22 protein-coding genes are annotated in these 20810 nt (G+C 74.4%); 7 read left to right on the forward strand and 15 right to left on the reverse strand.

Translation table 11 applies throughout. The features are described 5' to 3' along the window. From G5C62_RS16075 to G5C62_RS16110, 8 genes are all read right to left on the reverse strand, one after another. On the reverse strand, nt 1-1099 hold a 1099-nt coding region (locus tag G5C62_RS16075), incomplete at its 3' end, for a HAMP domain-containing protein (RefSeq protein ID WP_241175940.1). A 19-nt stretch (nt 1100-1118) separates the two neighbouring features. Then, a complete protein-coding gene (gene mtrA, locus G5C62_RS16080; RefSeq protein WP_036333854.1) occupies nt 1119-1826 on the reverse strand; it encodes an MtrAB system response regulator MtrA in 708 nt (235 codons plus the stop codon). 116 nt (nt 1827-1942) lie between these two features. Further along, a complete protein-coding gene (ahcY, locus tag G5C62_RS16085) occupies nt 1943-3427 on the reverse strand; it encodes an adenosylhomocysteinase (RefSeq protein WP_036333834.1) in 1485 nt (494 codons plus the stop codon). A 202-nt stretch (nt 3428-3629) separates the two neighbouring features. Continuing rightward, nucleotides 3630-4805 (reverse strand): mannose-6-phosphate isomerase, class I, encoded by a 1176-nt coding sequence (gene manA / locus G5C62_RS16090; protein WP_164701762.1) that lies wholly within the window; start codon nt 4803-4805, stop codon nt 3630-3632. A 147-nt stretch (nt 4806-4952) separates the two neighbouring features. Further along, nucleotides 4953-6095 carry an SIS domain-containing protein gene (locus G5C62_RS16095; RefSeq protein ID WP_164701763.1) on the reverse strand — a complete coding sequence of 381 codons (1143 nt, stop codon included), beginning with the start codon at nt 6093-6095 and terminating at the stop codon, nt 4953-4955. Next, entirely contained in the window at nt 6092-6268 is a 177-nt protein-coding gene (locus G5C62_RS16100) for a Trm112 family protein (RefSeq protein WP_036333853.1), read from the reverse strand. Before G5C62_RS16100 ends, G5C62_RS16095 begins: the two co-directional genes overlap by 4 nt. 35 nt (nt 6269-6303) lie before the next feature. Further along, the gene (locus G5C62_RS16105; protein ID WP_164701764.1) at nt 6304-7683 is read right to left on the reverse strand and encodes a phosphomannomutase/phosphoglucomutase; all 1380 of its coding nucleotides are present in this window, start codon (nt 7681-7683) and stop codon (nt 6304-6306) included. Nucleotides 7684-7708: 25 nt separating this feature from the next. Then, complete coding sequence (locus G5C62_RS16110) at nt 7709-8062, reverse strand: DUF3499 domain-containing protein (RefSeq protein WP_206330684.1); 354 nt, start codon at nt 8060-8062, stop codon at nt 7709-7711. Nucleotides 8063-8201: 139 nt separating this feature from the next. On the opposite strand from G5C62_RS16110, the gene G5C62_RS16115 reads away from it, so the two are divergent. The 3 genes from G5C62_RS16115 to G5C62_RS16125 are packed head-to-tail and all read left to right on the forward strand — an operon-like array spanning nt 8202 to nt 10973. Further along, nucleotides 8202-8966 carry an SDR family NAD(P)-dependent oxidoreductase gene (locus G5C62_RS16115; RefSeq protein ID WP_164701766.1) on the forward strand — a complete coding sequence of 255 codons (765 nt, stop codon included), beginning with the start codon at nt 8202-8204 and terminating at the stop codon, nt 8964-8966. 44 nt (nt 8967-9010) lie between these two features. Continuing rightward, complete coding sequence (locus tag G5C62_RS16120) at nt 9011-9469, forward strand: metallopeptidase family protein (protein WP_036333828.1); 459 nt, start codon at nt 9011-9013, stop codon at nt 9467-9469. Nucleotides 9470-9509: 40 nt separating this feature from the next. Next, nucleotides 9510-10973, forward strand: a complete 1464-nt coding sequence (locus G5C62_RS16125) for a hypothetical protein (RefSeq protein ID WP_164701767.1) — start codon at nt 9510-9512, stop codon at nt 10971-10973. Here G5C62_RS16125 and G5C62_RS16130 read toward each other — a convergent pair. Beyond that, nucleotides 10948-11811, reverse strand: a complete 864-nt coding sequence (locus tag G5C62_RS16130) for a hypothetical protein (protein ID WP_206330685.1) — start codon at nt 11809-11811, stop codon at nt 10948-10950. The genes G5C62_RS16125 and G5C62_RS16130 overlap by 26 nt on opposite strands. 157 nt (nt 11812-11968) lie before the next feature. Further along, a complete protein-coding gene (locus tag G5C62_RS16135; protein ID WP_052090722.1) occupies nt 11969-12301 on the reverse strand; it encodes a WhiB family transcriptional regulator in 333 nt (110 codons plus the stop codon). A gap of 300 nt (nt 12302-12601) precedes the next feature. Here G5C62_RS16135 and cofD point away from each other — a divergent pair, with 300 nt between their 5' ends. Genes cofD through G5C62_RS16155 form a run of 4 tightly spaced genes read left to right on the forward strand, consistent with a single transcriptional unit; the run spans nt 12602 to nt 17100 of the window. Beyond that, nucleotides 12602-13561: a 2-phospho-L-lactate transferase gene (gene cofD, locus G5C62_RS16140; RefSeq protein WP_164701768.1), complete on the forward strand. Its 960-nt coding sequence runs from the start codon at nt 12602-12604 to the stop codon at nt 13559-13561. Next, on the forward strand, nt 13558-14640 hold the full coding sequence (locus G5C62_RS16145) for a coenzyme F420-0:L-glutamate ligase (protein ID WP_164701769.1): 1083 nt from the start codon (nt 13558-13560) through the stop codon (nt 14638-14640). The genes cofD and G5C62_RS16145 overlap by 4 nt, the downstream gene beginning before the upstream one ends. A gap of 50 nt (nt 14641-14690) precedes the next feature. Then, the gene (gene rfbC / locus G5C62_RS16150; RefSeq protein WP_036333825.1) at nt 14691-15293 is read left to right on the forward strand and encodes a dTDP-4-dehydrorhamnose 3,5-epimerase family protein; all 603 of its coding nucleotides are present in this window, start codon (nt 14691-14693) and stop codon (nt 15291-15293) included. A gap of 25 nt (nt 15294-15318) precedes the next feature. Next, nucleotides 15319-17100 (forward strand): hypothetical protein, encoded by a 1782-nt coding sequence (locus G5C62_RS16155; protein ID WP_164701770.1) that lies wholly within the window; start codon nt 15319-15321, stop codon nt 17098-17100. Between the two features lie 9 nt (nt 17101-17109). On the opposite strand, the gene G5C62_RS16160 is transcribed toward G5C62_RS16155, so the two are convergent. The 5 genes from G5C62_RS16160 to G5C62_RS16180 form a co-directional block, all read right to left on the reverse strand. Then, entirely contained in the window at nt 17110-18045 is a 936-nt protein-coding gene (locus tag G5C62_RS16160; RefSeq protein ID WP_164701771.1) for a DNA-3-methyladenine glycosylase, read from the reverse strand. Between the two features lie 26 nt (nt 18046-18071). Further along, on the reverse strand, nt 18072-18842 hold the full coding sequence (locus G5C62_RS16165) for an SDR family NAD(P)-dependent oxidoreductase (RefSeq protein WP_036333824.1): 771 nt from the start codon (nt 18840-18842) through the stop codon (nt 18072-18074). Nucleotides 18843-18927: 85 nt separating this feature from the next. Continuing rightward, nucleotides 18928-19308, reverse strand: coding sequence for a DUF2304 domain-containing protein (locus tag G5C62_RS16170; RefSeq protein ID WP_164701772.1), 381 nt, complete (start codon nt 19306-19308; stop codon nt 18928-18930). Then, nucleotides 19305-20060, reverse strand: a complete 756-nt coding sequence (locus G5C62_RS16175; RefSeq protein WP_036333823.1) for a glycosyltransferase family 2 protein — start codon at nt 20058-20060, stop codon at nt 19305-19307. The genes G5C62_RS16170 and G5C62_RS16175 overlap by 4 nt, the downstream gene beginning before the upstream one ends. Before the next feature lie 73 nt (nt 20061-20133). After that, nucleotides 20134-20810, reverse strand: a 677-nt coding sequence (locus G5C62_RS16180; RefSeq protein ID WP_164701773.1) for a mannose-1-phosphate guanylyltransferase, incomplete at its 5' end; no start/stop codon positions are given.

The following is a 20810-nucleotide window of genomic DNA, read 5'->3' on the forward strand; positions in this document are numbered from 1 at the left end:
CCGCGCGCGCCTCGTGCAGCACGTCCGCCGCCATCTGCACCGTGGTCAGTGGCGTCCGCAGCTCGTGCGAGACGTCGGAGGTGAACCGCTGCTGCAGCTGCGAGAGCCCCTCCAGCTGGGTGATCTGCTTCTGCAGGCTCTCGGCCATCGCGTTGAAGCTGGTGGCCAGCCGCGCGAGGTCGTCCTCCCCGCGCACGGCCAGGCGCTCCTCCAGGTGCCCGGCCGCCAGCCGCTGCGCCCCGCCGGCGGCGCTGCGCACCGGGCCGACGACCAGCCGCGTCACCAGGACGCCGATGCCCACGACGAAGAGCACGAGCGCGGTCCCGCTGATCACCACGGTGCTGCGGATCAGCCCCAGGCTCTCCTGCTCCTGGTCCAGCGGGAAGGCGAAGTAGACCTCCACGCGGTCGCCGCTGCGGGCATCGGTGGGCACGGGCGCCCCGACCACCAGGGTGGGCACGGGCTCACCCTGCCCACCGGGCACCGGGGCGTACTGGTAGGCCGGGGACCCGTCGGCCACCTCGGCGCGCAGGTCAGGAGGGAGGGCCGGGTAGATGTCCAGCCGGCTCCACGCCGGGCGTTCCTGCTCGCCCGAGCCGTAGACCATCACGACCTCGAAGTCGCCGGCCGCACCGCCGCGGGACGTCAGCCCCTCGACCGTCCGGGCCAGCGTGGACCGGACGCTCGCCGAGTCACCGGTGGCGATGCCGCTGACCTCGGTCTGGGCGTACGCCACCCCGTTCAGCACCTGGTCGATGGCGGCGTCGCGCTTGACCCGGAGCAGCTGGTCGCTGATCTGGCTGAACAGCACCAGGCTCACGATCACCACGACGGTGCTGGCGACCAGCATGGTGATCGCGCCGATCCGCAGCTGCAGCGAGGACCGCCAGGCGTGCACCGCACGGCGCAGGGCGTGCCGCCCGACCACCAGTGCGCGCCGCCGTGCCCGGCGCGCCCGGCGGCGCACCCGGGTCGACGGCGGACGACGGGCGGGCCGGGGCCCGGGCGCGCTGACGGCGGCGGCGCCCGGTGCAGCCACGCCGGCCCGGTCGACGGCCGGCTCCCCGGTGGCGGTGCCCACGACCGGCGGGGTGCTCACGACCGGCGGGGTGCCCTGGTCACGGCGGGCCGGCCTTGTAGCCCACGCCGCGGACGGTGAGGACCACCTCGGGCTTCTCCGGGTCGCGCTCCACCTTCGCGCGCAGCCGCTGGACGTGCACGTTCACCAGTCGTGTGTCGGCCGCGTGCCGGTAGCCCCAGACCTGCTCGAGCAGCAGCTCGCGGGTGAAGACCTGACGGGGCTTGCGGGCGAGGGCCACCAGCAGGTCGAACTCCAGCGGGGTCAGCGCGATCGGCTCGTCGTCCCGGATGACCTGGTGGGCCGGGACGTCGATCTGGACGTCGCCGATGGCCAGGGTCTCCGCCTGCCCGCTCTCCCCGCGGCGGAGCTGGGCACGCACCCGGGCGACCAGCTCGACCGGCTTGAACGGCTTGGTCACGTAGTCGTCGGCCCCGGCCTCCAGCCCCTGGACGACGTCGATCGTGTCGCCCTTGGCGGTCAGCATCACGATGGGCACGGTGGACTGGGTGCGGATGTCCGCGCAGATCTGCAGGCCGTTCCGGCCCGGCAGCATCAGGTCCAGCAGCACCAGGTCCGGGCGGACCTGCTGGAAGGTGGCCACGGCTCGTGCCCCGTCGGAGACGAACGCCGGGTCGTAGCCCTCCCGGCGCAGCACGATGCCCAGCATCTCGGCGAGGGCGGCGTCGTCGTCGACGACGAGGACGCGGCCGCGGCTGGTCCCGGCAGTGGGAGCTGAAGGTGGCACGGACCCATTCTGCGTGACGAAGTCCACCCAGCGGTCCGCCCCGCCCGGGAGACTCCCCGGACGGGGCGGAAGGTGGAGCTCAGAGCCGTGCGGTGCGCTCCGGGCGAGGAGGCCGCTCAGTAGCGGTAGTGGTCGCTCTTGTACGGGCCCTCGACCGGGACGCCGAGGTAGTCGGCCTGCACCTTGGTCAGCGTCGTGAGCTTCACCCCGAGGGCGTCCAGGTGCAGCCGGGCGACGTGCTCGTCCAGCTTCTTCGGCAGCACGGTCACGCCGGGGGTCTGGCCCTCGTAGGCGGCCCGGTTGCCCCACAGCTCGATCTGGGCGAGCGTCTGGTTGGAGAAGGACGCGCTCATCACGAAGCTCGGGTGCCCGGTGGCGTTGCCCAGGTTCAGCAGCCGGCCCTCGGAGAGCACGATGATCGTGTGGCCGTCGGCGAACCGCCACTCGTCGACCTGCGGCTTGATCGTCGTCCGCACCACGCCGGGCGTGCGGGCCAGGCCGGCCATGTCGATCTCGTTGTCGAAGTGACCGATGTTGCCGATGATCGCCTGGTGCTTGGTCGAGGCCAGCTGCTCGGCGGAGATGATGTCCTTGTTGCCGGTCGTGGTGATGATGATGTCGGCCTTGCCGATCACCTCGTCGAGCGTGGTCACCTCGTAGCCGTGCATCGCCGCCTGCAGGGCGTTGATCGGGTCGATCTCGGTGACGATGACCCGGGCGCCCTGGCCGCGCAGCGACTCCGCGCAGCCCTTGCCGACGTCGCCGTAGCCGCAGACGACGGCGACCTTGCCGCCGATCATCACGTCGGTGGCGCGGTTCAGGCCGTCGATCAGGGAGTGCCGGCAGCCGTAGAGGTTGTCGAACTTGCTCTTGGTGACCGAGTCGTTGACGTTGATCGCCGGGAAGAGCAGCCGGCCCTCGCGGGCGAGCTCGTACAGCCGCAGCACACCGGTGGTGGTCTCCTCGGTGACGCCCTTGATGGCCGCACCGACCCGGGTCCAGCGCTGGTCGTCCTCGGTCAGGCTGGTGCGCAGCGCGTCGAGGATGACGCCGTACTCCTCGGAGTCGGCGTCAGTGGTGTCCGGGACGACGCCGTCGGCCTCGAAGCGGGTGCCCAGGTGGACCAGCAGGGTCGCGTCGCCGCCGTCGTCCAGCAGCATGTTCGGCCCGATGACCGTGCCGTCGGCGTCGGTGAACTCGAAGAGCCGCTGGGTGCACCACCAGTACTCCGGCAGCGTCTCGCCCTTCCAGGCGAAGACCGGCACGCCGGTCGGCTCCTCGGGGGTGCCGTCGCCGACGACGATCGCGGCGGCCGCGTGGTCCTGGGTGGAGAAGATGTTGCAGCTGACCCAGCGGACGTCGGCGCCGAGGGCGACCAGCGTCTCGATCAGCACGGCGGTCTGGATGGTCATGTGCAGCGAGCCGGCGATCCGGGCCCCGGCCAGCGGCTGGGCGTCCCCGTACTCGGCGCGCAGCGCCATCAGGCCGGGCATCTCGTGCTCGGCGAGGCTGATCTCCTTGCGGCCGAAGCCGTGCAGGGAGAGGTCGGCGACCTTGAAGTCGCCGTCGGTCAGGGTGCGGGTGCCAGTGCTGGCGGTCATGTCGCTCCAGTGTCCGGCCCTGCCCGGGGTGGGCGGGCTCTGTCGGTCGCTGTGGTCCCCGCTCGTGCGGGGCGAGCGAGCATGCCGAGGCTTCGGCGGGGCTCGTGCCGTCGTCCAGGGTACCGCCGCGAGCACGGGCCCGTGCTGGAACGGCCCTCCTGCAGGGTCCCGCCGCGAGCCTGCGAGTGGCGGGGGCCCTTCTTCAGCGCAGCGCGGTGGTAGCGCGGTAGAGCACTGCGGGTCCGCGGGCGGTGACCGCCTGCCCGGCCGGCACGAACACCGACTCCCCCTGCCGCACCGTCAGGTCGCCGTCCGTGCCGGTGAGCACCGCGTCGCCCTCCGCGCACAGGACCACCTGCGGCCCGGCCGTGGTGAGCACCCCCGGGTCGACGTCGACCTGCACCCGGGTCAGGTCGAAGTCCTCGACCGGTGTCGGGTAGCGCAGCCCGCCGGGGCCCAGCACCGGGTGGATCACCGGCACCCTGCCGTCGGTGAAGTCCAGCACCTCGATCAGCGCGGCGAGGTCGACGTGCTTGCTCGTGAGCCCGCCGCGCAGCACGTTGTCCGAGCTCGCCATGACCTCGATCCCGGCCCCGCACAGGTAGGCGTGCAGGTTGCCGGCCGGCAGGAAGACCGCCTCCCCCGGAGCGATCCGGAGGTGGTTGCACATCAGCGAGATGACCACGCCGGGGTCACCGGGGTAGGTGCCGGCGAGCGTCGCGGCCCAGCGATAGGTGTTGATGAACTCGGGGTCGTGCGCGGCGACGAAGGACGCCGCCCGGGCCGCCACGGCGCGGACCAGCGACTCGCGCCGGCGCTTGGAGAGGGCCAGCAACTGGGGGATGGCGGCCCGCAGTCCACCGCGGGCCAGGGCCGCGATGGTCGGCATCAGCTCCGGCAGCTGGAGCTTCGCCAGACAGTGCAGCGACTCCTCCACCGGGCGGAACCCGCACAGCGCCTCGACCGGGGTGATCGCGAGCAGGATCTCCGGCTTGTGGAAGGGGTCCTTGAAGGTGCGCGTCGGGTCGTCGTGCGGGATGCCCGCCGCCTCTTCGGCGGCGAACCCCGTCTCGGCCTGCTGGGTGGTCGGGTGCGCCTGCAGCGACAGCGGCTTGTCCGCCGCCAGCACCTTCATCAGGAACGGCAGCCGGTCACCGAACCGCTCGCGGACCGTCGGGCCCAGCAGTCCTGCGGGGTCGGCAGCGATCGCCTCGGTCAGGGTCCGGCCGTCGGAGAGCACGCTGGGCGCGTCCGGGTGCGCCCCCATCCACAGCTCGGCGTACGGCTGGTCAGTCGGCGAGGGGAGCCCGAGCAGCTGCGGGATGACGGTGCGACTGCCCCACGGGTAGTGCCGCACCGGACTGCTGAGCTGCCACATCGGGGCTGAGGTTACCGGCGGGGACGTCACGGGACAGACGTCGGATCGGCCCGGCCGGTGCTGGAGCCGACGGGGACGGCGCTCACCCGCGCGGGGCAGTCGGGTCGCCGGCCGGTCCACAGACGATCGACCGACGGATCCGGCCGGTCACGGGTGCAGCGCCCGCTCGTGGTCCAGCGCCAGCGCCAGGTACACGGCGCTGAAGTCGGCGACGGCCAGCTGCCGGGCGAGCCGCGCCAGCCGGGGGTGCCGCTCCGGCTCGGCGTGCTCGGCCAGCGCGCTGACCGGGACGTTGTGCGCTGCGGCGACGCGGAGCACCTCGGCCATGGCCTCGCCGGCCGAGCGCGGGTCCCGCTCGCCGCCGTCGTGCTCGCCGGCGTCCGCGTCGCGGATGGTGATCAGCCGGAGCCGGCGGCCGGCGTCGTCGGCCCGGTCCCGGAAGAAGTCGTCCTGGCCCTCCGCGGGGGCCAGCGGCCCGCCGAGGACCGTGCGGGCAGCGACCCGCTGGTCGGGCAACCGGAAACCGGTCACCGGGAGGCCGGCCAGCGTGGCCAGCTGGTCGGCGACGCGGCCGGCGGCGGCCCCGGCCAGCGGCCCCTCGGCGACGATCACCGGCAGCGCGTCCAGCAGCTCCAGCGCCAGCGTCTTCGTCGGGTTCACGAACGACTCACGCGCCGGGCCGCACTCCGCCGCTGCCTCGTCCAGCGCGGCGGCGACCAGTTCGGTGTCGGCGGCGTCCTGCGCGACCAGCCCGAGCTCGGCGGCGAGCAGCAGCATGGGGGTGAGCAGGGACCAGAGCGCGGTGTGCTGCACCCGGGACGCCGGCAGCGGCACGTACGGCGCCCGGGCGCTGGCGCACGCGGCGTGCAGCGGCGCGTCCTCGGCGCCGATGCCGACCAGCACGACACCGCGCCGCGCGGCCTCGTAGGCCGGGGTGACCGCGTACCGACCGGCGCCGGTGCGGGTCGCCACCACCGCGATGTCCGAGGGGCCCATCCAGACCGGGAGGTCCGGGCCCGGGACGACGTCCACGGTCACCGGGCTGGCCGGTCCGAGCAGCGCCCGCAGCACCGACGCCGCGACCGCTCCCTCGCGCCGGCCGACGATCACCAGCCCGCGCGGGCGGCCCCCCGAGGTCGCCCGCTGGAGCCCGGCCTCCTGGGTCAGCTGGGTGGTCTCCCGCACCTGGGCGCCGGCACCGGCCACCGCCGGCAGCAGCCCCCGCGGGTCGCGTGCACGCAACAGGTCGAGGTCGTCGAGGACCTCCTCGGCGAGCTCGGGCGAGGTCATGTGCGGCGCTGCCGGGCCTCGTCGAGCAGCAGCACCGGGATGCCGTCACGCACCGGGAAGGCGCGGGAGCAGGTCGGGCAGACCAGCTCGCTGGCCTCGACGTCGACGGTCAGCGCCGTGTGGTGGGTGTCCGGACAGGCCAGGATCTCCAGGAGGGCCGGTTCGATGCCCAGCGTCTGGTCGGTGGCGCCTGCCGGGGTGTCGTCGCTCATGCCCGCACCATCTCCAGTACCTCGTCGCGCAGTTCGGCCATCCGGGCCGCATCGGCCGCCTCGACGTTGAGGCGCAGCAGCGGTTCGGTGTTGCTGGCCCGCAGGTTGAACCACGAGCCGTCGGGCAGGGAGACGGTGAGCCCGTCGAGGTCGTCGATGGTGACGCCGTCCCGCTCACCGTAGGTCTCCCGGACCGCCGCCACCCGCCCGGCCTGGTCCTCGACGGTGGAGTTGACCTCACCGGAGGCCACGTAGCGCTCGTAGGCGGCGGTGAGCTCCGACAGCGGGCGGGACTGCTCACCGAGCGCGGCCAGCACGTGCATCGCGGCCAGCATGCCGGTGTCGGCCCGCCAGAAGTCGCGGAAGTAGTAGTGCGCCGAGTGCTCGCCGCCGAAGACGGCGTCGGTACGCGCCATCTCCTCCTTGATGAAGGAGTGCCCGACCCGGGTGCGCACCGGCTCCCCGCCGTGCTCGCGCACGATCTCCGGCACCGCTCGCGAGGTGATCAGGTTGTGGATGATCGTCGTCCCGGTGCCCTTGGCGAGCTCACGGACGGCGACCAGCCCGGTGATCGCCGACGGGCTCACCGGCTCGCCGCGCTCATCGACGATGAAGCAGCGGTCGGCGTCCCCGTCGAACGCCAGACCGATGTCGGCCCCGTGCTCCCGGACCCCCGCCTGCAGGTCGACCAGGTTCGCCGGGTCCAGCGGGTTCGCCTCGTGGTTGGGGAAGGAGCCGTCCAGCTCGAAGTACATCGGCACGATCTCCAGCGGGAGACCGGACAGCACCACGGGGACGGTGAAGCCGCCCATCCCGTTGCCGGCGTCGACCACGACCTTCAGCGGCCGGATGCCGGAGAGGTCGACCAGGCCGCGCAGGTAGGTGGCGTACTCGGCGACCAGGTCCCGGGTGCTCACCGAGCCCAGGCGCGCGACGCCCCGCTGGAAGACGGCCGTGCCGTCGACCAGCTGCTCGGCCCACTCCCGGATCTGCACCAGCCCGGAGTCCTGGCCGATCGGCGCCGCGCCGGCCCGACACAGCTTGATGCCGTTGTACTGGGCGGGGTTGTGGCTGGCGGTGAACATCGCGCCCGGCATCCCCAGGGAGCCGGCCGCGAAGTAGAGCAGGTCGGTCGAGCCCAGGCCGGCCTCGACGACGTCGACCCCGCGGGACAGGACCCCCTCCGCGAACGCCCGGGAGAGCGGCACCGAGGAGTCACGCATGTCGTGCGCGGTGACGACGGCGGTCGCGCCGGTCTCGGCGTGCACGAACTCGGCGAAGGCGGCCCCGATCGCGCGGGCCACGCTCTCGTCCCACTGCTCGGGGACCAGGCCCCGGACGTCGTAGGCCTTGATGATCGACGTCAGGTCTGCCACGCGGGTGATCCTATGAGGGAGCCCGTCAGGGGAGGTTGGGGAGGACGCGCAGGTGGCCGCGACGGGTGCCGCTGCCGTCGTCGGCCGGGTTGCGCGGGGGCTCCGGGCGCGCGGCCTCGCGGACCGCGTCGGCGAGCGCGAGCAGGTCGTCGCCGGTCGGGCCGGCGTCATCGGCGTCGATCTCGTGGCGGACGACCTCCCAGCCCCGCGGCACGGTGAGCCGCTCGGCGTGGAACTCGCACAGGTCGTAGCTGTGCGGCTCCGAGTAGGTCGCCAACGGGCCGACGACGGCCGTGGACTCCGCGTACACGTAGGTCAGGGTGGCTGCCGCCGGTTGCGCGCAGCCGCTGCGCGAACAGCGACGTGACTGCCTCACCACCGGTTCCTCACGCCCGGCACACTATCCGCAGCCGGCGCCGTCTGGGGAGGAGGCGCACCGGATCGCGCACGTCCACCCCCTCCCCTCCGTCCAGGCACACCCGACCCAGCCGCCCCTGCCGCACGACCTGGGAGAGAGCATGACGACCGGCCCCGACACGGTGCTGCTGCTCGGCGGGCGCAGCGAGATCGGCCTGGAGCTGGCCGAACGGCTGGTGCGCGACGGCGTCCGGCGAGTGCAGCTCGCCGCCCGACGCAGCGACGAGCTCGACGTCGAGGAGGGGCGGCTGCGGGCGGCCGGCGCGACGTCGGTGCAGCGGCTGGAGTTCGACGCCGACGACCTGGCCGGCCACGAGCAGCTGCTGGCCACCGCCCTGGACCCGGCCGTCGGCGCGGACCCCGCGCACACGGTCGTCGTGCTGGCCTTCGGTGTGCTCGGCGACCAGGCCCGCGCCGAGGTCGACGCGGACCACGCCGTGGCCGTCGTCTCCACCGACTACCTGGCCCAGGTCTCGGTGCTCACCCACCTGGCCCGGCTGATGCGTGCCGCAGGTGGCGGGCGCATCGTCGTCTTCTCTTCGGTCGCCGGGGTCCGGGTGCGCCGGGCCAACTACGTGTACGGCTCGGCGAAGGCGGGGCTCGACGGCTTCGCCAGCGGGCTGACCGACGCCCTGCACGGCACCGGGGTCCGGTTGCTCCTGGTCCGGCCGGGCTTCGTGGTCGGACGCATGACCACCGGCATGTCCCCGGCCCCGCTGTCCAGCACTCCCACCCAGGTCGCCGCAGCCGTGGCCGACGCACTGCGCCGGGACCGGTCCGTGGTCTGGGTACCGGGCACCCTGCGGGTGCTCGCGGCGGTCCTGCGGCTCCTGCCGCGCCCCCTCTGGCGCCGGATGCCTCGGTGATCCGGCGCGGCCGGGGCACCGGCAGGCCGTAGGCTCCTGCCGCGATGGACCGCCTCCCTGCCCGTGCCCGGCGCGACCGTCATGGCCGCGGCCTGCGCGGTCGTCTCGTGCCGCCGACGGTGCCGCTCTCCCGGAGCCGCGCCGAGCAGTTCGACGACCTGGTCCTGGACGCGGTCGAGGACCTGGAGCGCCGCTGGGAGCGTGAGCTCGCCGGCGTCGAGTTCGCCGTCGAGGACGTCCCCTGGGTGGACCACACCAGCCCGGACGACGTGGTGCTGGACGCCGACGTGCTGGAGGACGGCAGCGTCCCGCTGGCCCGGGTGCTGCCCGCGCACCGGGAGGGCGGGCAGGAGCACCCGGCCCGGATCGTGGTCTACCGCCGTCCGCTGGAGATCCGCGCCGCCGACCGTGACGACCTCGCCGACCTGGTGCGGGACGTCGTCGTCGACCAGGTGGCGGTGCTGCTCGGCCGGGATCCCGAGGAGATCGACCCCGCCGGTTGACCGGGTCGCACCCGACCCCTTTGCCATGCTGGGCGCCGAGATGAGCGCAGCGAACCAGCAGTCCGGCCCGCACGGTGCCCGGCGGGCAGCCGTCACCGGGGTCGTCGTCGTCCTGGTCGTCCTCGCCGCCGGCCTGGTGCTGCTCGCCCTCCAGCCCCGGACGACGACGGCCACCGCGACCCTGACCGTGACCCCCCGCACCGAGGCCGGCGCGGACGCCGCCCTGCTGCTGGCCGACCGGTACACCGCGCTCGCCGGGTCGGCCGAGGTGCTGGGCGCAGCTCAGGCGGACGAGCCGGCACTGGCCGAGGTGTCGCTGACCGAGCTCCAGGAGGGCGTCGAGGTCGAGCGGCCGCCCGGCACCGCCACCGTCGTGGTGCAGGTGACGCTGCCCGACCCGGACGCGGCGGTGACCGCCGCCAACGCGGTGGTCGGCCGGCTCGTCGAGGCGGGCGCCGACGAGGAGCTCGTGGCCGTCGACCCCGGGCGGGAGGCCTCGCCCGCCCGCACCACCGGCTCGTCGGCCACGGCCCGGTGGGTGGTCGTCTCGGTGCTGCTGGCCCTCGCCGCCGGGCTGTGCGCCGCCCTGGGCTCGACCCTGCTGACCCGGGGACGGACTGCCGGGCGAGCGACCGGGAGCACGGACGCCGAGGCGCTCGACGACCTGCCCGGCTTCCTGGCGGACCCGCCCGGCTCCCCCGCACCCGTGCCGCCGCGGACCGGCCGGACCGGAGCGACGGCCGCCCCGGTCGGGTCACCCGGCGGCGCCGTCTCCCGCACGACCGGGTCCGCCGTCACCCTGACGGCCGCGCTGCTGCTGGTCCTCGCCGCCGTCGCGGTGGGTGCCCCGATCGGCCGCGCCGGGAGCAACAGCCTGAGCGCCGCCCCGGCGACCGGGATCGCGCCCGCCGCCCCGGCGCCGGACTCCACCGCGCCGGACTCCACCGCGCCCGGCCTGGATCCCGCCGTCCCCAGCGCGCCGGCCGCCGAGACGGGCGCCGGCGCCCTCACGTTCCGATCGGTGCCGCTGGGCACGGACGGGATCGCGGCCACGGCGAGCTTCGGCGGCGTGCTGCTGGAGGAGCGGGCCGTGGGGCTGACCGTCACCTACCCCGACGTCAGCGTCACCACCGACGGCCGACGCGCCCTGGCGCACGTCCGGCTGCCCACCTACAACTGCCTGACCACCGAGCCCCCCGCCGACCCGGTGGCCGCCGGCTGCGTCCGGTCGGTCACCGAGTACGCCGACCTGGCCAGCCCGGAGCTGCAGGTCACCCGGGACGGCGACCGCATCGAGCTGGCCGGCCTCTTCCCCACCTACACGCGCCCGAACGGCAGCGCGCCCAGCTACACCGGGCGGGCGTACCAGCTGGCGGCCTCGATCGCCCCCGACGGCCCGCGCCGGGACGACACCACCCCGGCGACCGGTGTGGTCCGGATCGGGCTGGACAGCGCGGCCACCGCACCCGAGCGTGGGGTCAGCCGGCTGCAGCACCCCGGCTGAGCGCGCCCCGGCGGCCCAGCTGGGTGAGGCCGGCGGCAGCGGTCAACGTGCCCGAGGGCGCACCGAGCTCGCGGCGCAGGCCCCCGATCTCGCTGGTCCCCCACCACGGCCAGCGCTCCTCGCCGTCGGCGCCGCGATCGAGCAGGGTGAGCAGCAGGGCCCGCGGCCCGTCGGCCGCCGGGACGACGGCGACCTCCAGCTCACCGATCGCGGCGTGCAGCCGGGCCGCGGCGCGCACGAACGTCCGCTGGCCGGTCGGGAGCTGCGCCAGCACGGCCGGCAGCCAGCGCTCGACCTCGCCCGGGTCCCGGCTGCGGGAGACGTCGGCGACGGTGTCCAGCTCGTCGACCAGCCGGCGGCTGCGCGTGGTGGCCAGCTGGGAGTCCGGCAGCCCGGCGGCGAGGTGCCGCACCGTCGGGTCGCCGAGCGGCAGCCCGGTCAGCCGGAGGGTCCACGGGCCACGGACCTGGTCCAGCAGCCCGATCACCCCCGCGGCGAGCCGTGCGGCGACGTCGTCGTCCTGCGCGGCCAACCGGGACTGGGGCCGCCCGGGCGGCAGCGGGCCGGGCTCGGCGCCCAGCAGGCCGACCACGGTGCCGACGCCGCGGCGCCGGAACGACAACAGGGCCGCCCCGGCGGGACGACTGTGCGTGTCCCGCTCCACCACCACCGCGTGCGGGCGGACCCGCCCGAAGGGGCGGCCGGCCCGCGCGTTCAGCGCGGCGGTGAGCCACGGCCCACGAGCCGGGAGGGGAACGGCGCGTTCGGCCAGGAGGGGGGCAGCGGCGCGGACCTCGCGGACCACGGCGGCGCGGCCGTCGACGACCCGGGTGTGCACGGGTTCCAGTCGACCACACGGGGCCCGTCGTCGAGAGCTGGGGAGTGGCCGGGCGATCAGCTCGAGAGCGGGCCTCGCCGGTCTGCTCGTCGGCGCGTCGTTGCGCCGACCGTGCGGGAGGAGAGCGGGTGGTGCAGTGGTGCGGGTGGGTCCTTCGTCAGCCGGCCTGGCGGCGAAGGCGACGACGCTCGCGCTCGGAGAGCCCGCCCCAGATGCCGAAGCGCTCGTCCATGGTCAGGGCGTACTCCAGGCACTCGGCCCGGACCTCGCAGCCGGTGCAGATCCGCTTCGCCTCCCGGGTCGAACCGCCCTTCTCCGGGAAGAACGCCTCCGGGTCGGTCTCAGCGCACAGGGCGCGCTCCTGCCAGCTCTGGTCCTCGACGTCCAGGAGGCCGGCGTCGGCCAGGCCCAGCACGTCCCGCCCGTAGGAGGCCGGTGCGGCCCCTGCTGTGGAGCTCTTGTGCTCGCTCAACCACGACACCTCGGCCATCACGTTGCGTCCCCTCTCGCTGCGTCACGACGCCTGCTCCTGGGCGGATCCCAGTCGCCAGCGCCTGATGACGACATCGGAATTACACGCGTGTCGTTGAGTCGAGGTCAAGTCGGGCCGGTGTAACGCGGCGCCACACTGATCACACCGGTCACAACTCGTCCGTGGACCGTCACAGACGACCCCGACACGCCGCCGTCAGGAACACCATCTGCCATCGAGACCGAGCGGTTTCGTGCAGTTCATCCGGGACCGACCCGGGCCCGCCGTAGAGTTCTGCCGATCAGGCACCATGGTCGGGTGCACATCGTCGTACTCGCCGGGGGCGTCGGCGGCGCCCGCTTCCTGCGCGGCGTCCTCGCCGCGGCCCCCGGCGCCGAGGTGATCGCCGTGGTCAACACCGGCGACGACGTGACCCTGCACGGGTTGCGGATCTGCCCCGACCTGGACACCGTCATGTACACGCTCGGTGACGGGATCGACGACGAACGTGGCTGGGGCCGTCGCGGCGAGAGCTGGACGGTGAAGGACGAGCTGGCCGCCTACGGTGCCGAACCGACCTGGTTCGGCCTCGGCGACCGCGACCTCGCGACCCATCTGGTGCGCACCCGGATGCTCGACGCGGGCTACCCGCTCTCCGACGTCACCGCCGCGCTCGCCCAGCGCTGGCAGCCCGGGGTGCGGCTGCTGCCGATGAGCGACCAGCGGGTCGAGACGCACGTCGTGGTGACCGACCCCGACACCGGCCGCCCCCGGGCCATCCACTTCCAGGAGTGGTGGATCCGGCACCGGGCGGCCCTGGACGCCAGCAGCTTCGTCCAGGTCGGGGTGGACGACGCCCGGCCCGGCCCCGGCGTCGTCGAGGCCCTGAGCACCGCCGACGCGGTGCTGTTCGCACCGTCCAACCCGGTCGTCTCGATCGGCACCGTGCTGGGGGTGCCCGGCATCCGCGACGCCGTCCGCGCCGCGTCCGGGCGCGTGGTCGGCATCTCCCCCATCGTCGACGGCGCCGCGCTGCGCGGCATGGCCGACCGCTGCCTGCCCGTGGTCGGCGTCGAGGTCAGCGCGGAGGGCGTCGGCCGGCACTACGGCGCCCGGTCCGCCGACGGCCTCCTGGACGCCTGGCTGGTGCACACCGACGACCCGGCCACCGTGCCCGGGGTCGACGTGCGCGCCGTCCCGTTGCTGATGAGCTCGCCCGAGGCGACCCGGGCGCTGGCCCGGGCCGCACTGGACGCCGCAGGGGTCGCGACCCCGTGACCGGGCCCGGCCTCCCCCCGGGGATCTCCGTGCACCCGGTGCCCGGCCTGCCCGAGTTCGCACCGGGGGACGACCTGGCCGCCGCGATCGCCCGGGCGGCGCCGTGGCTGGCCGACGACGACGTCGTGGTGGTGACCTCCAAGGCCGTCTCCAAGGTGGAGGGCAACCTGGTCCGGGTCGAGCCCGGCACCGACCGGGAGACCGCCCGGCAGCAGGCCGTCGACGCGGAGACCGTCCGGGTCGTCGCCCGCCGCGGGCCGCTGCGGATCGTCGAGACCCGGCACGGCTGGGTGGTCGCCGCAGCGGGGATCGACGCCTCGAACGTCGCCGCCGACGCGCTGGTCCTGCTGCCCGAGGACGCCGACGCCTCCGCCCGGCGGTTGCGCGACCGGCTGCACGAGCTGCTCGGGGTGACCGTGGCCGTCGTCGTCAGCGACACCTTCGGCCGCCCGTGGCGGGACGGCGTCACCGACGTGGCGATCGGTGCGGCCGGGCTGCCCGCACTGGTCGACCACCGGGGTGCGGTCGACCAGCACGGCAACCGGCTCGAGACCACCCAGGTCGCGGTGGTCGACGAGCTGGCCGCGGCGGGCGACCTGGTGAAGGGCAAGCTCGGGGGCATCCCGGTGGCCGTCGTCCGGGGTCTGCGGTTCCGCTCACCGGAGCCCGACACCGGCACCCGTCCGCTGGTCCGGCTGGGTCCCGGTGACCTGTTCCCCACCGGCACCAGGGACCTGGTCGGCAGCCGCCGCACCGCCACCACGCTCGCCCACCGGGACGGCGCCCTGTCCGCGGTCACCGAGGCCTTCCGGACCGCCGTGGCGGCGCTGCCGGAGTTCCCGGTGGTCTTCCGCTACGGCAGCGAGGAGGGCAGCGAGGAGGGCGGCGGCGGGGACGTCGTCGACGTCCACCTGGCCGACCCGATCACCCCGGTCACCTCGCTGTCCCTCGGCGCGGTCGTCGGTGCGGCCCTGGTCCAGCTGCAGGCCGACGGCTGGGCGACCCGGTGGGAGCCGGCCGGCACCTTCGGCGGTGCGTCGCTGGCCGGCCGGCTGTGGCTGGGCGCCGACGCCGGCTGACGCCCGGGCCAGGTCGGGCCGGGCGGGAGCCACTCGGCTAGCGTCGAGCCGTGCAGATCCGCGAGCTCGCCGTCCCTGACAGCTACGTGCTGGACCTCGTCCCGCACGGTGACAGCCGCGGCCGGTTCACCGAGTGGTACCGCGCCGACGTGCTCGCCGCCGAGACCGGGTTCGGGCTCACCCTGGCGCAGGCCAACCACAGCGTCTCCGCCCGCGGCGTGCTCCGGGGCGTCCACTTCGCACTGGTGCCCCCGGGTCAGGCCAAGTACGTCTACTGCCCGGCCGGCAAGGTGCTCGACGTGATCGTCGACATCCGGGCCGACTCGCCCACCTTCGGCGTGCACGACTCGGTGCTGCTGGACAGCGAGCAGCCGCGCGCGGTCTACCTGGCCGAGGGCCTGGGCCACGCGTTCGTGTCGCTGGCCGACCACAGCTCGGTGACCTACCTGGTCTCGAGTGGCTACTCCCCCGGTCGCGAGTTCGGGATCAACCCGATGGACCCGGCGCTCGACCTGCCCTGGCCGACGGACGTCGAGTTCGAGCTGTCCGCCAAGGACACCGCCGCTCCCACGCTGGCCGAGGCGCGCGAGCAGGGCCTGCTGCCGACCATGGCCGAGTGCACGGCGCGGTACGCCGAGCTGCGCGCCCGCTGACCCGCCCCGACCACCGGCTCCCCCGTTGACCACCCGGACGACCCCGACCAGCGCCGGCGCCACCGCCCCCGTGCACGACCCGCGAGCGCGGTTCCGCAACCGGGTCGAGCTGGGCCTCCTCGGTCTCGTGGTGCTCGCCCTGGCCCTCCTGAGCTGGCGGCGACGCTGGACCTCCGATGACGCGTTCATCAACTTCCGCGTCGTGGAGAACCTCCTCGCCGGCAACGGCCCGGTGTACAACGCCGGGGAACGGGTGGAGGTGGCGACGAGCACGCTGTGGCTGGCGGTGATCACCGTCGCCGAGGCCCTGGTGCCAGGGAACGCCGTCGCCTGGATCTCCGTCGTGCTCGGGATCGTCGCCACCCTGACCGGCGTGGTGCTGGCGTCGCTCGGGAGCCAGCGGCTGTACGGCGGCGTCCCACGGTGGCTGGCCGTCCCCTGCGGAGCCGTGGTCGTGGCCGCACTCCCCCCCTTCTGGGACTTCGCCAGCTCCGGCCTGGAGACCGGCTTGTCCTTCTGCTGGCTCGGCGCCTCCTTCGCCGCCCTGGTCCACGTGGCCCGTCGGGAGGTCGTGGGCCAGCGTCGGACGCTGGGCGTGGCCGTCCTGCTGGGGATGGGCCCCCTCGTCCGCCCGGACCTCGCGCTGATCAGCGCGCTGCTCATCCTCTGGCTGCTCAGCGTCCCGGGCAGTTGGCCGGCGCGCGCAGCACGGGTCGCGGCAGCCGGCGGCCTCCCGGTGGCCGTGGAGGTGTTCCGAGCGGGGTACTACGGGCTCCTGGTGCCGAACACGGCCGTGGCGAAGGAGTCCAGCCGGGCGGTGTGGGGCCGCGGTGCCGACTACCTGGCCGACCTGGTCGGCCCGCACCTGCTGTGGCTCCCCCTCGCGCTCGTCCTCGCAGCGCTCGCCCTCCTGGCCCCGCGCGCCGGCTGGCGGCCCCGCGAGTGGTCCCTGGTCGCCGTCGTCCTGGTCGCCGCGCTGCTCCACGCTGCCTACGTGGTGCGCGTGGGCGGGGACTTCATGCACGGTCGACTGCTCCTGCCGAGCCTGTTCCTGGTGCTCTGCCCGGTCATGGTCGTCCCGGTGCCCGCGCTGCGCCTCCGGGGTGTCGCGGTGAGCGCGGTGCTCACGGTGCTGGCCGTGTGGGCTGCAGCGTCCGTGGTGGTGCTCCGTGCGGACTACCCGGAGGGCATGAGCTCGGCAGGCATCACCGACGAACGCCGCTACTGGGCCGAGCTGGCCGGCCGGGAGAACCCGGTGACCCTGGAGGACCACGGCGCGCAGAGCGTCATCCCCTACAGCGATCAGGTGGCTGCGCTGCACGAGCAGGATGCCGACCTGGTCGTCGCACAGCCGCCCGTGGTGACCCCGGACTCCGGGGTGGCACGCATCGCGCCGTCCTCCGGCGGTGTGGTGTTCGGCGTGGGCAACGCGGGCTTCTACGGAGTGGCGCCCGGGCTCGAGGTCCGGGTCGTGGACGGGCTGGGGCTCACCGACCCCATCGGCTCGCACATGGAGGCACCTCCGCCCGGCCGCGCCGGGCACGAGAAGTCGTTCCCCGCGGAGTGGTTCCTGGCGCGGTACGGCGCCCCTGAGCTCGCCGAGGAGGCCACGACGGGTCTGCCCGCTCCCGCCGACGTGGCAGCTGCCCGGGCCACCCTCGACTGCGGCCCGGTGCGTGAGCTGCTCGAGGCCACCAACGCGCCGCTGACCTGGGGACGCTTCTGGGACAACCTCACCGGGGCTCCGTCCCGCACCTCGCTGCGGATCCCGGCCGACCCGGCCGAGGCGCAGGCCCAGTTCTGCTGAGGTCCCTGCTCAGATCGACCGGTACTGGGTGGGCGCCATCCGGGGACCCCGCTTGGGCGGCATGCTGCCGCCGACCTCCAGCAGCCGGACGACGCGCTGCCGGTGCCCGCGCCAGGGCTCCAGCAGCGCGAGCATCCCGTCGTCGTCGGTCTTCCGGCCGGCCAGCGACCAGCCCACCAGGTTCTTCAGGTGGTAGTCACCGACGCTGACCGAGTCCGGGCAGCCGACGGCGCGCTGGGCCACCTCGGCGGCGGTCCACACGCCGATGCCGGGCACCGACTGCAGCCGGCGGCGCAGGTCGGCGCAGTCGTCGTGCACGCCGGCCTCGAGTCGGGAGGCGACCGAGGCGACCGCCCGCAGCGCGCGCCGGCGGGCGCCGTCGAGGCCGCAACCGTGCCACTCCCAGTCGGTGACCGCGAGCACCCGCTCGGCCGAGGGCACCACCCGCATCCCCGCCGGCGCCGGTCCAGGCGCCGGTTCACCGGCCAGCCGCAGCAGCTCTCGCCAGGTGCGGTGCGCCTCGATGCCGGTCACCTTCTGCTCCAGGACGGCCGGCACCAGGGCGTCCCACACCCGCCCGGTGCTGCCCAGCCGCAGCCAGGGTGCCCCATGGTGCAGCCGGGCGACGAGCGGGTGCCGGACCGGGTCGAAACCGTCGGCCCGGTCCTCGGCGCCCAGCCAGCGGGGCACGGCCGGTCCAGCCCAGCCGGCCCCCGGACCCCAGGCCTGCACCCGGATCGCGGCGGAACCCCCGGTCAGCCGCACGGTGGCCGGGCCGTCGGGGGTGGTCGTCGTCCGCCAGACGCCGTCCTCGGCGTAGCGCAGCGTCGGGTCACCGGTACCGCGACGGTCCCGGGACAGCGTCCGGCGGACGTCGAGCGGCCAGTCCGGCGTCCAGACCTGGTCGTGGACCGGTGCGTCCACGATCAGCAGCCGCTCCCCCATGGCGTTCCCCCCAGCCTGCGCTGCCGTCAGCGGGGCGCCATCCGCAGCGCGCCGTCCATCCGGATGACCTCGCCGTTCAGGTAACCGTGCCGGACGACGTCCAGGGCCAGCTCGGCGAAGTCCTCGGGGCGGCCCAGCCGCTTGGGGAAGGGGATGCCGGCGGCGAGCGCCGTCCGGGCCTCCTCGGGCAGGGCGGCGAGCAGGGGCGTGTCGACCAGCCCCGGGGCGATCGTGCAGACCCGCACCCCCACCGAGGAGAGGTCGCGCGCCGCCGGCAGGGTCAGCCCGACGATGCCGCCCTTGGAGGCGGCGTAGGCGATCTGCCCGATCTGGCCGTCGTAGGCGGCGATCGAGGCCGTGTTGACGACCACGCCCCGCTCGCCGTCCTCGTCGGGCTCGGTACGCGCCATCGCAGCAGCCGCCAGGCGCAGCACGTTGAAGGTGCCGATCAGGTTGACGGTCACGGTGCGGCTGAACGGGGCCAGGTCGTGGGGGGAGCCGTCGCGGCCGAGCACCCGCTGCGCCCAGCCGATGCCGGCGCAGTTGACCGCGATCCGCAGCGGGCGGTCCTTGCCCGTCGCGTCCTCGATCGCCGCCTGCACCGACGCCTCGTCGGTGACGTCGGTGCGCACGAAGGTCGTGTGGCCACCCAGCTCGGCAGCCAGCGCCTGCCCGCGCTCCTCCTGCAGGTCCAGGACGGTGACCGCGACACCGGCCGCGGTCAGCGCACGGGTGGTGGCCTCACCGAGGCCGGAGGCCCCTCCGGTGACGACCGCGGCGACGTCGAGGTTCTTCATGCGCCCGAGGTTAACCAGGGTCGCCTGCCCGCGACTGCAGGAGCCGGGTCCACGAGCGTTCGGGAGGTCGGCGCCGTTCAGGCGGTCAGGCGGTCAGGCGCTGGGCTCGTGGCCCTGAGGGCTGTCTCCGGTCGGCGAGTCGCGCCTCCGCCTCGGTCAGGGCGACCGCACGGGCCAGCGTGACCATCCGCGCCTCCTGCTCCCGGAACCGGACGCCGGTACTGCCCACCAGGTAGATGAAGGCCAGCGCCAGTCCGTAGAGCATCAGGTCGGCACCGCGAGTGACACCCACGGCATCTGCCGCCCCCTGGAGGAGGTCGGGGAACAACACCGCGATCGCGCCGGCGACGACGGTCAACCCGGCCATGATCTTCCGCCGGGCCTGACCCCGCAGCGACGACCGCGCCCGCAACGACAGGACGACAGCCGCCACCAGCGCCGGGACGAGGAGCCACTTGATGATCACGTGCGCCGCCCGTGGCTGACCCGGTGGGCGAGGGTGTCGACCAGGATGTTGACGCTGTTGAGCAAGGGCTGGCCCTTCGAGCGCGAGTAGTCCGTGTAGAGGATGTGCACCGGGTACTCGATGATCTTGTTCTGCGGGCGGGTCAGGAAGTACTCGAGCTCCGACGCGTACGCCATGCCGGAGTGGGAGAGCTTGATCTGCGAGGCGATCTCCCGCGTGACGATGCGCAGCCCGTTGTGCGCGTCCGTCAGCCGCGTCCCGGCCCCACGGTTGAGGAGCTTCGTGGCCGTCCGCAGCATGATGCTGCGCAGCCAGCTCATCTCCGTCTTCCCGTCCAGGAAGCGGGAGCCGATGACGACGTCATGGCCTTCACGGATCAGCCGGATCATGCCCAGGAGGTCGTCGAGCTGGTGCTGACCGTCGGCGTCGAAGCAGGCCACGTAGCGGGCCTCCGTGAACCGGACCGCCGCCTCGTAACCGGTCTGGAGGGCGCCACCGGCGCCCAGGTTCACCGGGTGCGTCACGCGCAGCGCCCCGGTCTTGTCGATCTCGTCCGCGGACGCGTCCGTGGACGCGTCGTCGACGGCGATGACGGTGAGCCCGGCGGTGATCAGCTCGGCGATCACCCCGCCGACGACGGGCGCCTCGTTGAAGACGCGGACCACGACCACCGTGTCCGCCCACTCGGCGGAAGCGCCGTGCGGGGCCGCGAACTCCGCGACGGCCTCAGGACGCGCTTGGCTGGGGTTCATCGCCGCCGAATGTAGTACCGGGACGCGTCCGGACCGAAGACCCGCCACAGCACCCGCCTCGTGCACCACACCGTCAACTGAAGCCCCGGCCGCACCGCTCCTCCACCGTGGCCAGCAACTGCTTGACCCGCTCGGCGTCCCCGACCGGGCACACCATCGTCACGTCCGCGGTGTGCACGACCACGCTGTCCCGGACGCCGACCAGCGCGACCAGGTGGTCGGGGTCGTCGCTGAGCACCACGTTGCCCGAGCTGTCCAGCAGGACGGTCAGCCCACGGGTCGCGTTGCCGGCGGCGTCGGTGCTGAGCGTGTGGGCCAAGGCCGGCCAGGAGCCGACGTCCAGCCAGTCGACGTCCAGGTCGACCACGGCCACCCGGCCCGGCTCGGCGGCCGCCGGCTCGAGGACGGCGTAGTCGACGCTGATCTTGGGTAGCGTCGGGAAGACCTCGGCGAGCACGGCCTCCCGCTCCGGGCCGGCCGGTGCGGCGACGATGCGCCCCAGGCCGGCGGCGGACTCCGGCAGGTGGTCGGCGAGCGCGTCCAGGACGGTCTGCGCCCGCCAGACGAACATCCCGGAGTTCCACACGTACTCGCCGCTGGCCAGGTACTGCTCGGCGGTGGCCCGGTCCGGCTTCTCCCGGAACGAGGCGGCCTCGCTCGCGCCGGCCACCTCGGTCGCCGCGCCCTTCTGCACGTACCCGAAGCCGGTGGCCGGCGACGTCGGGGTGACGCCCAGGGTCACCAGCGCCC

Source organism: Modestobacter sp. KNN46-3 (assembly GCF_011039295.1).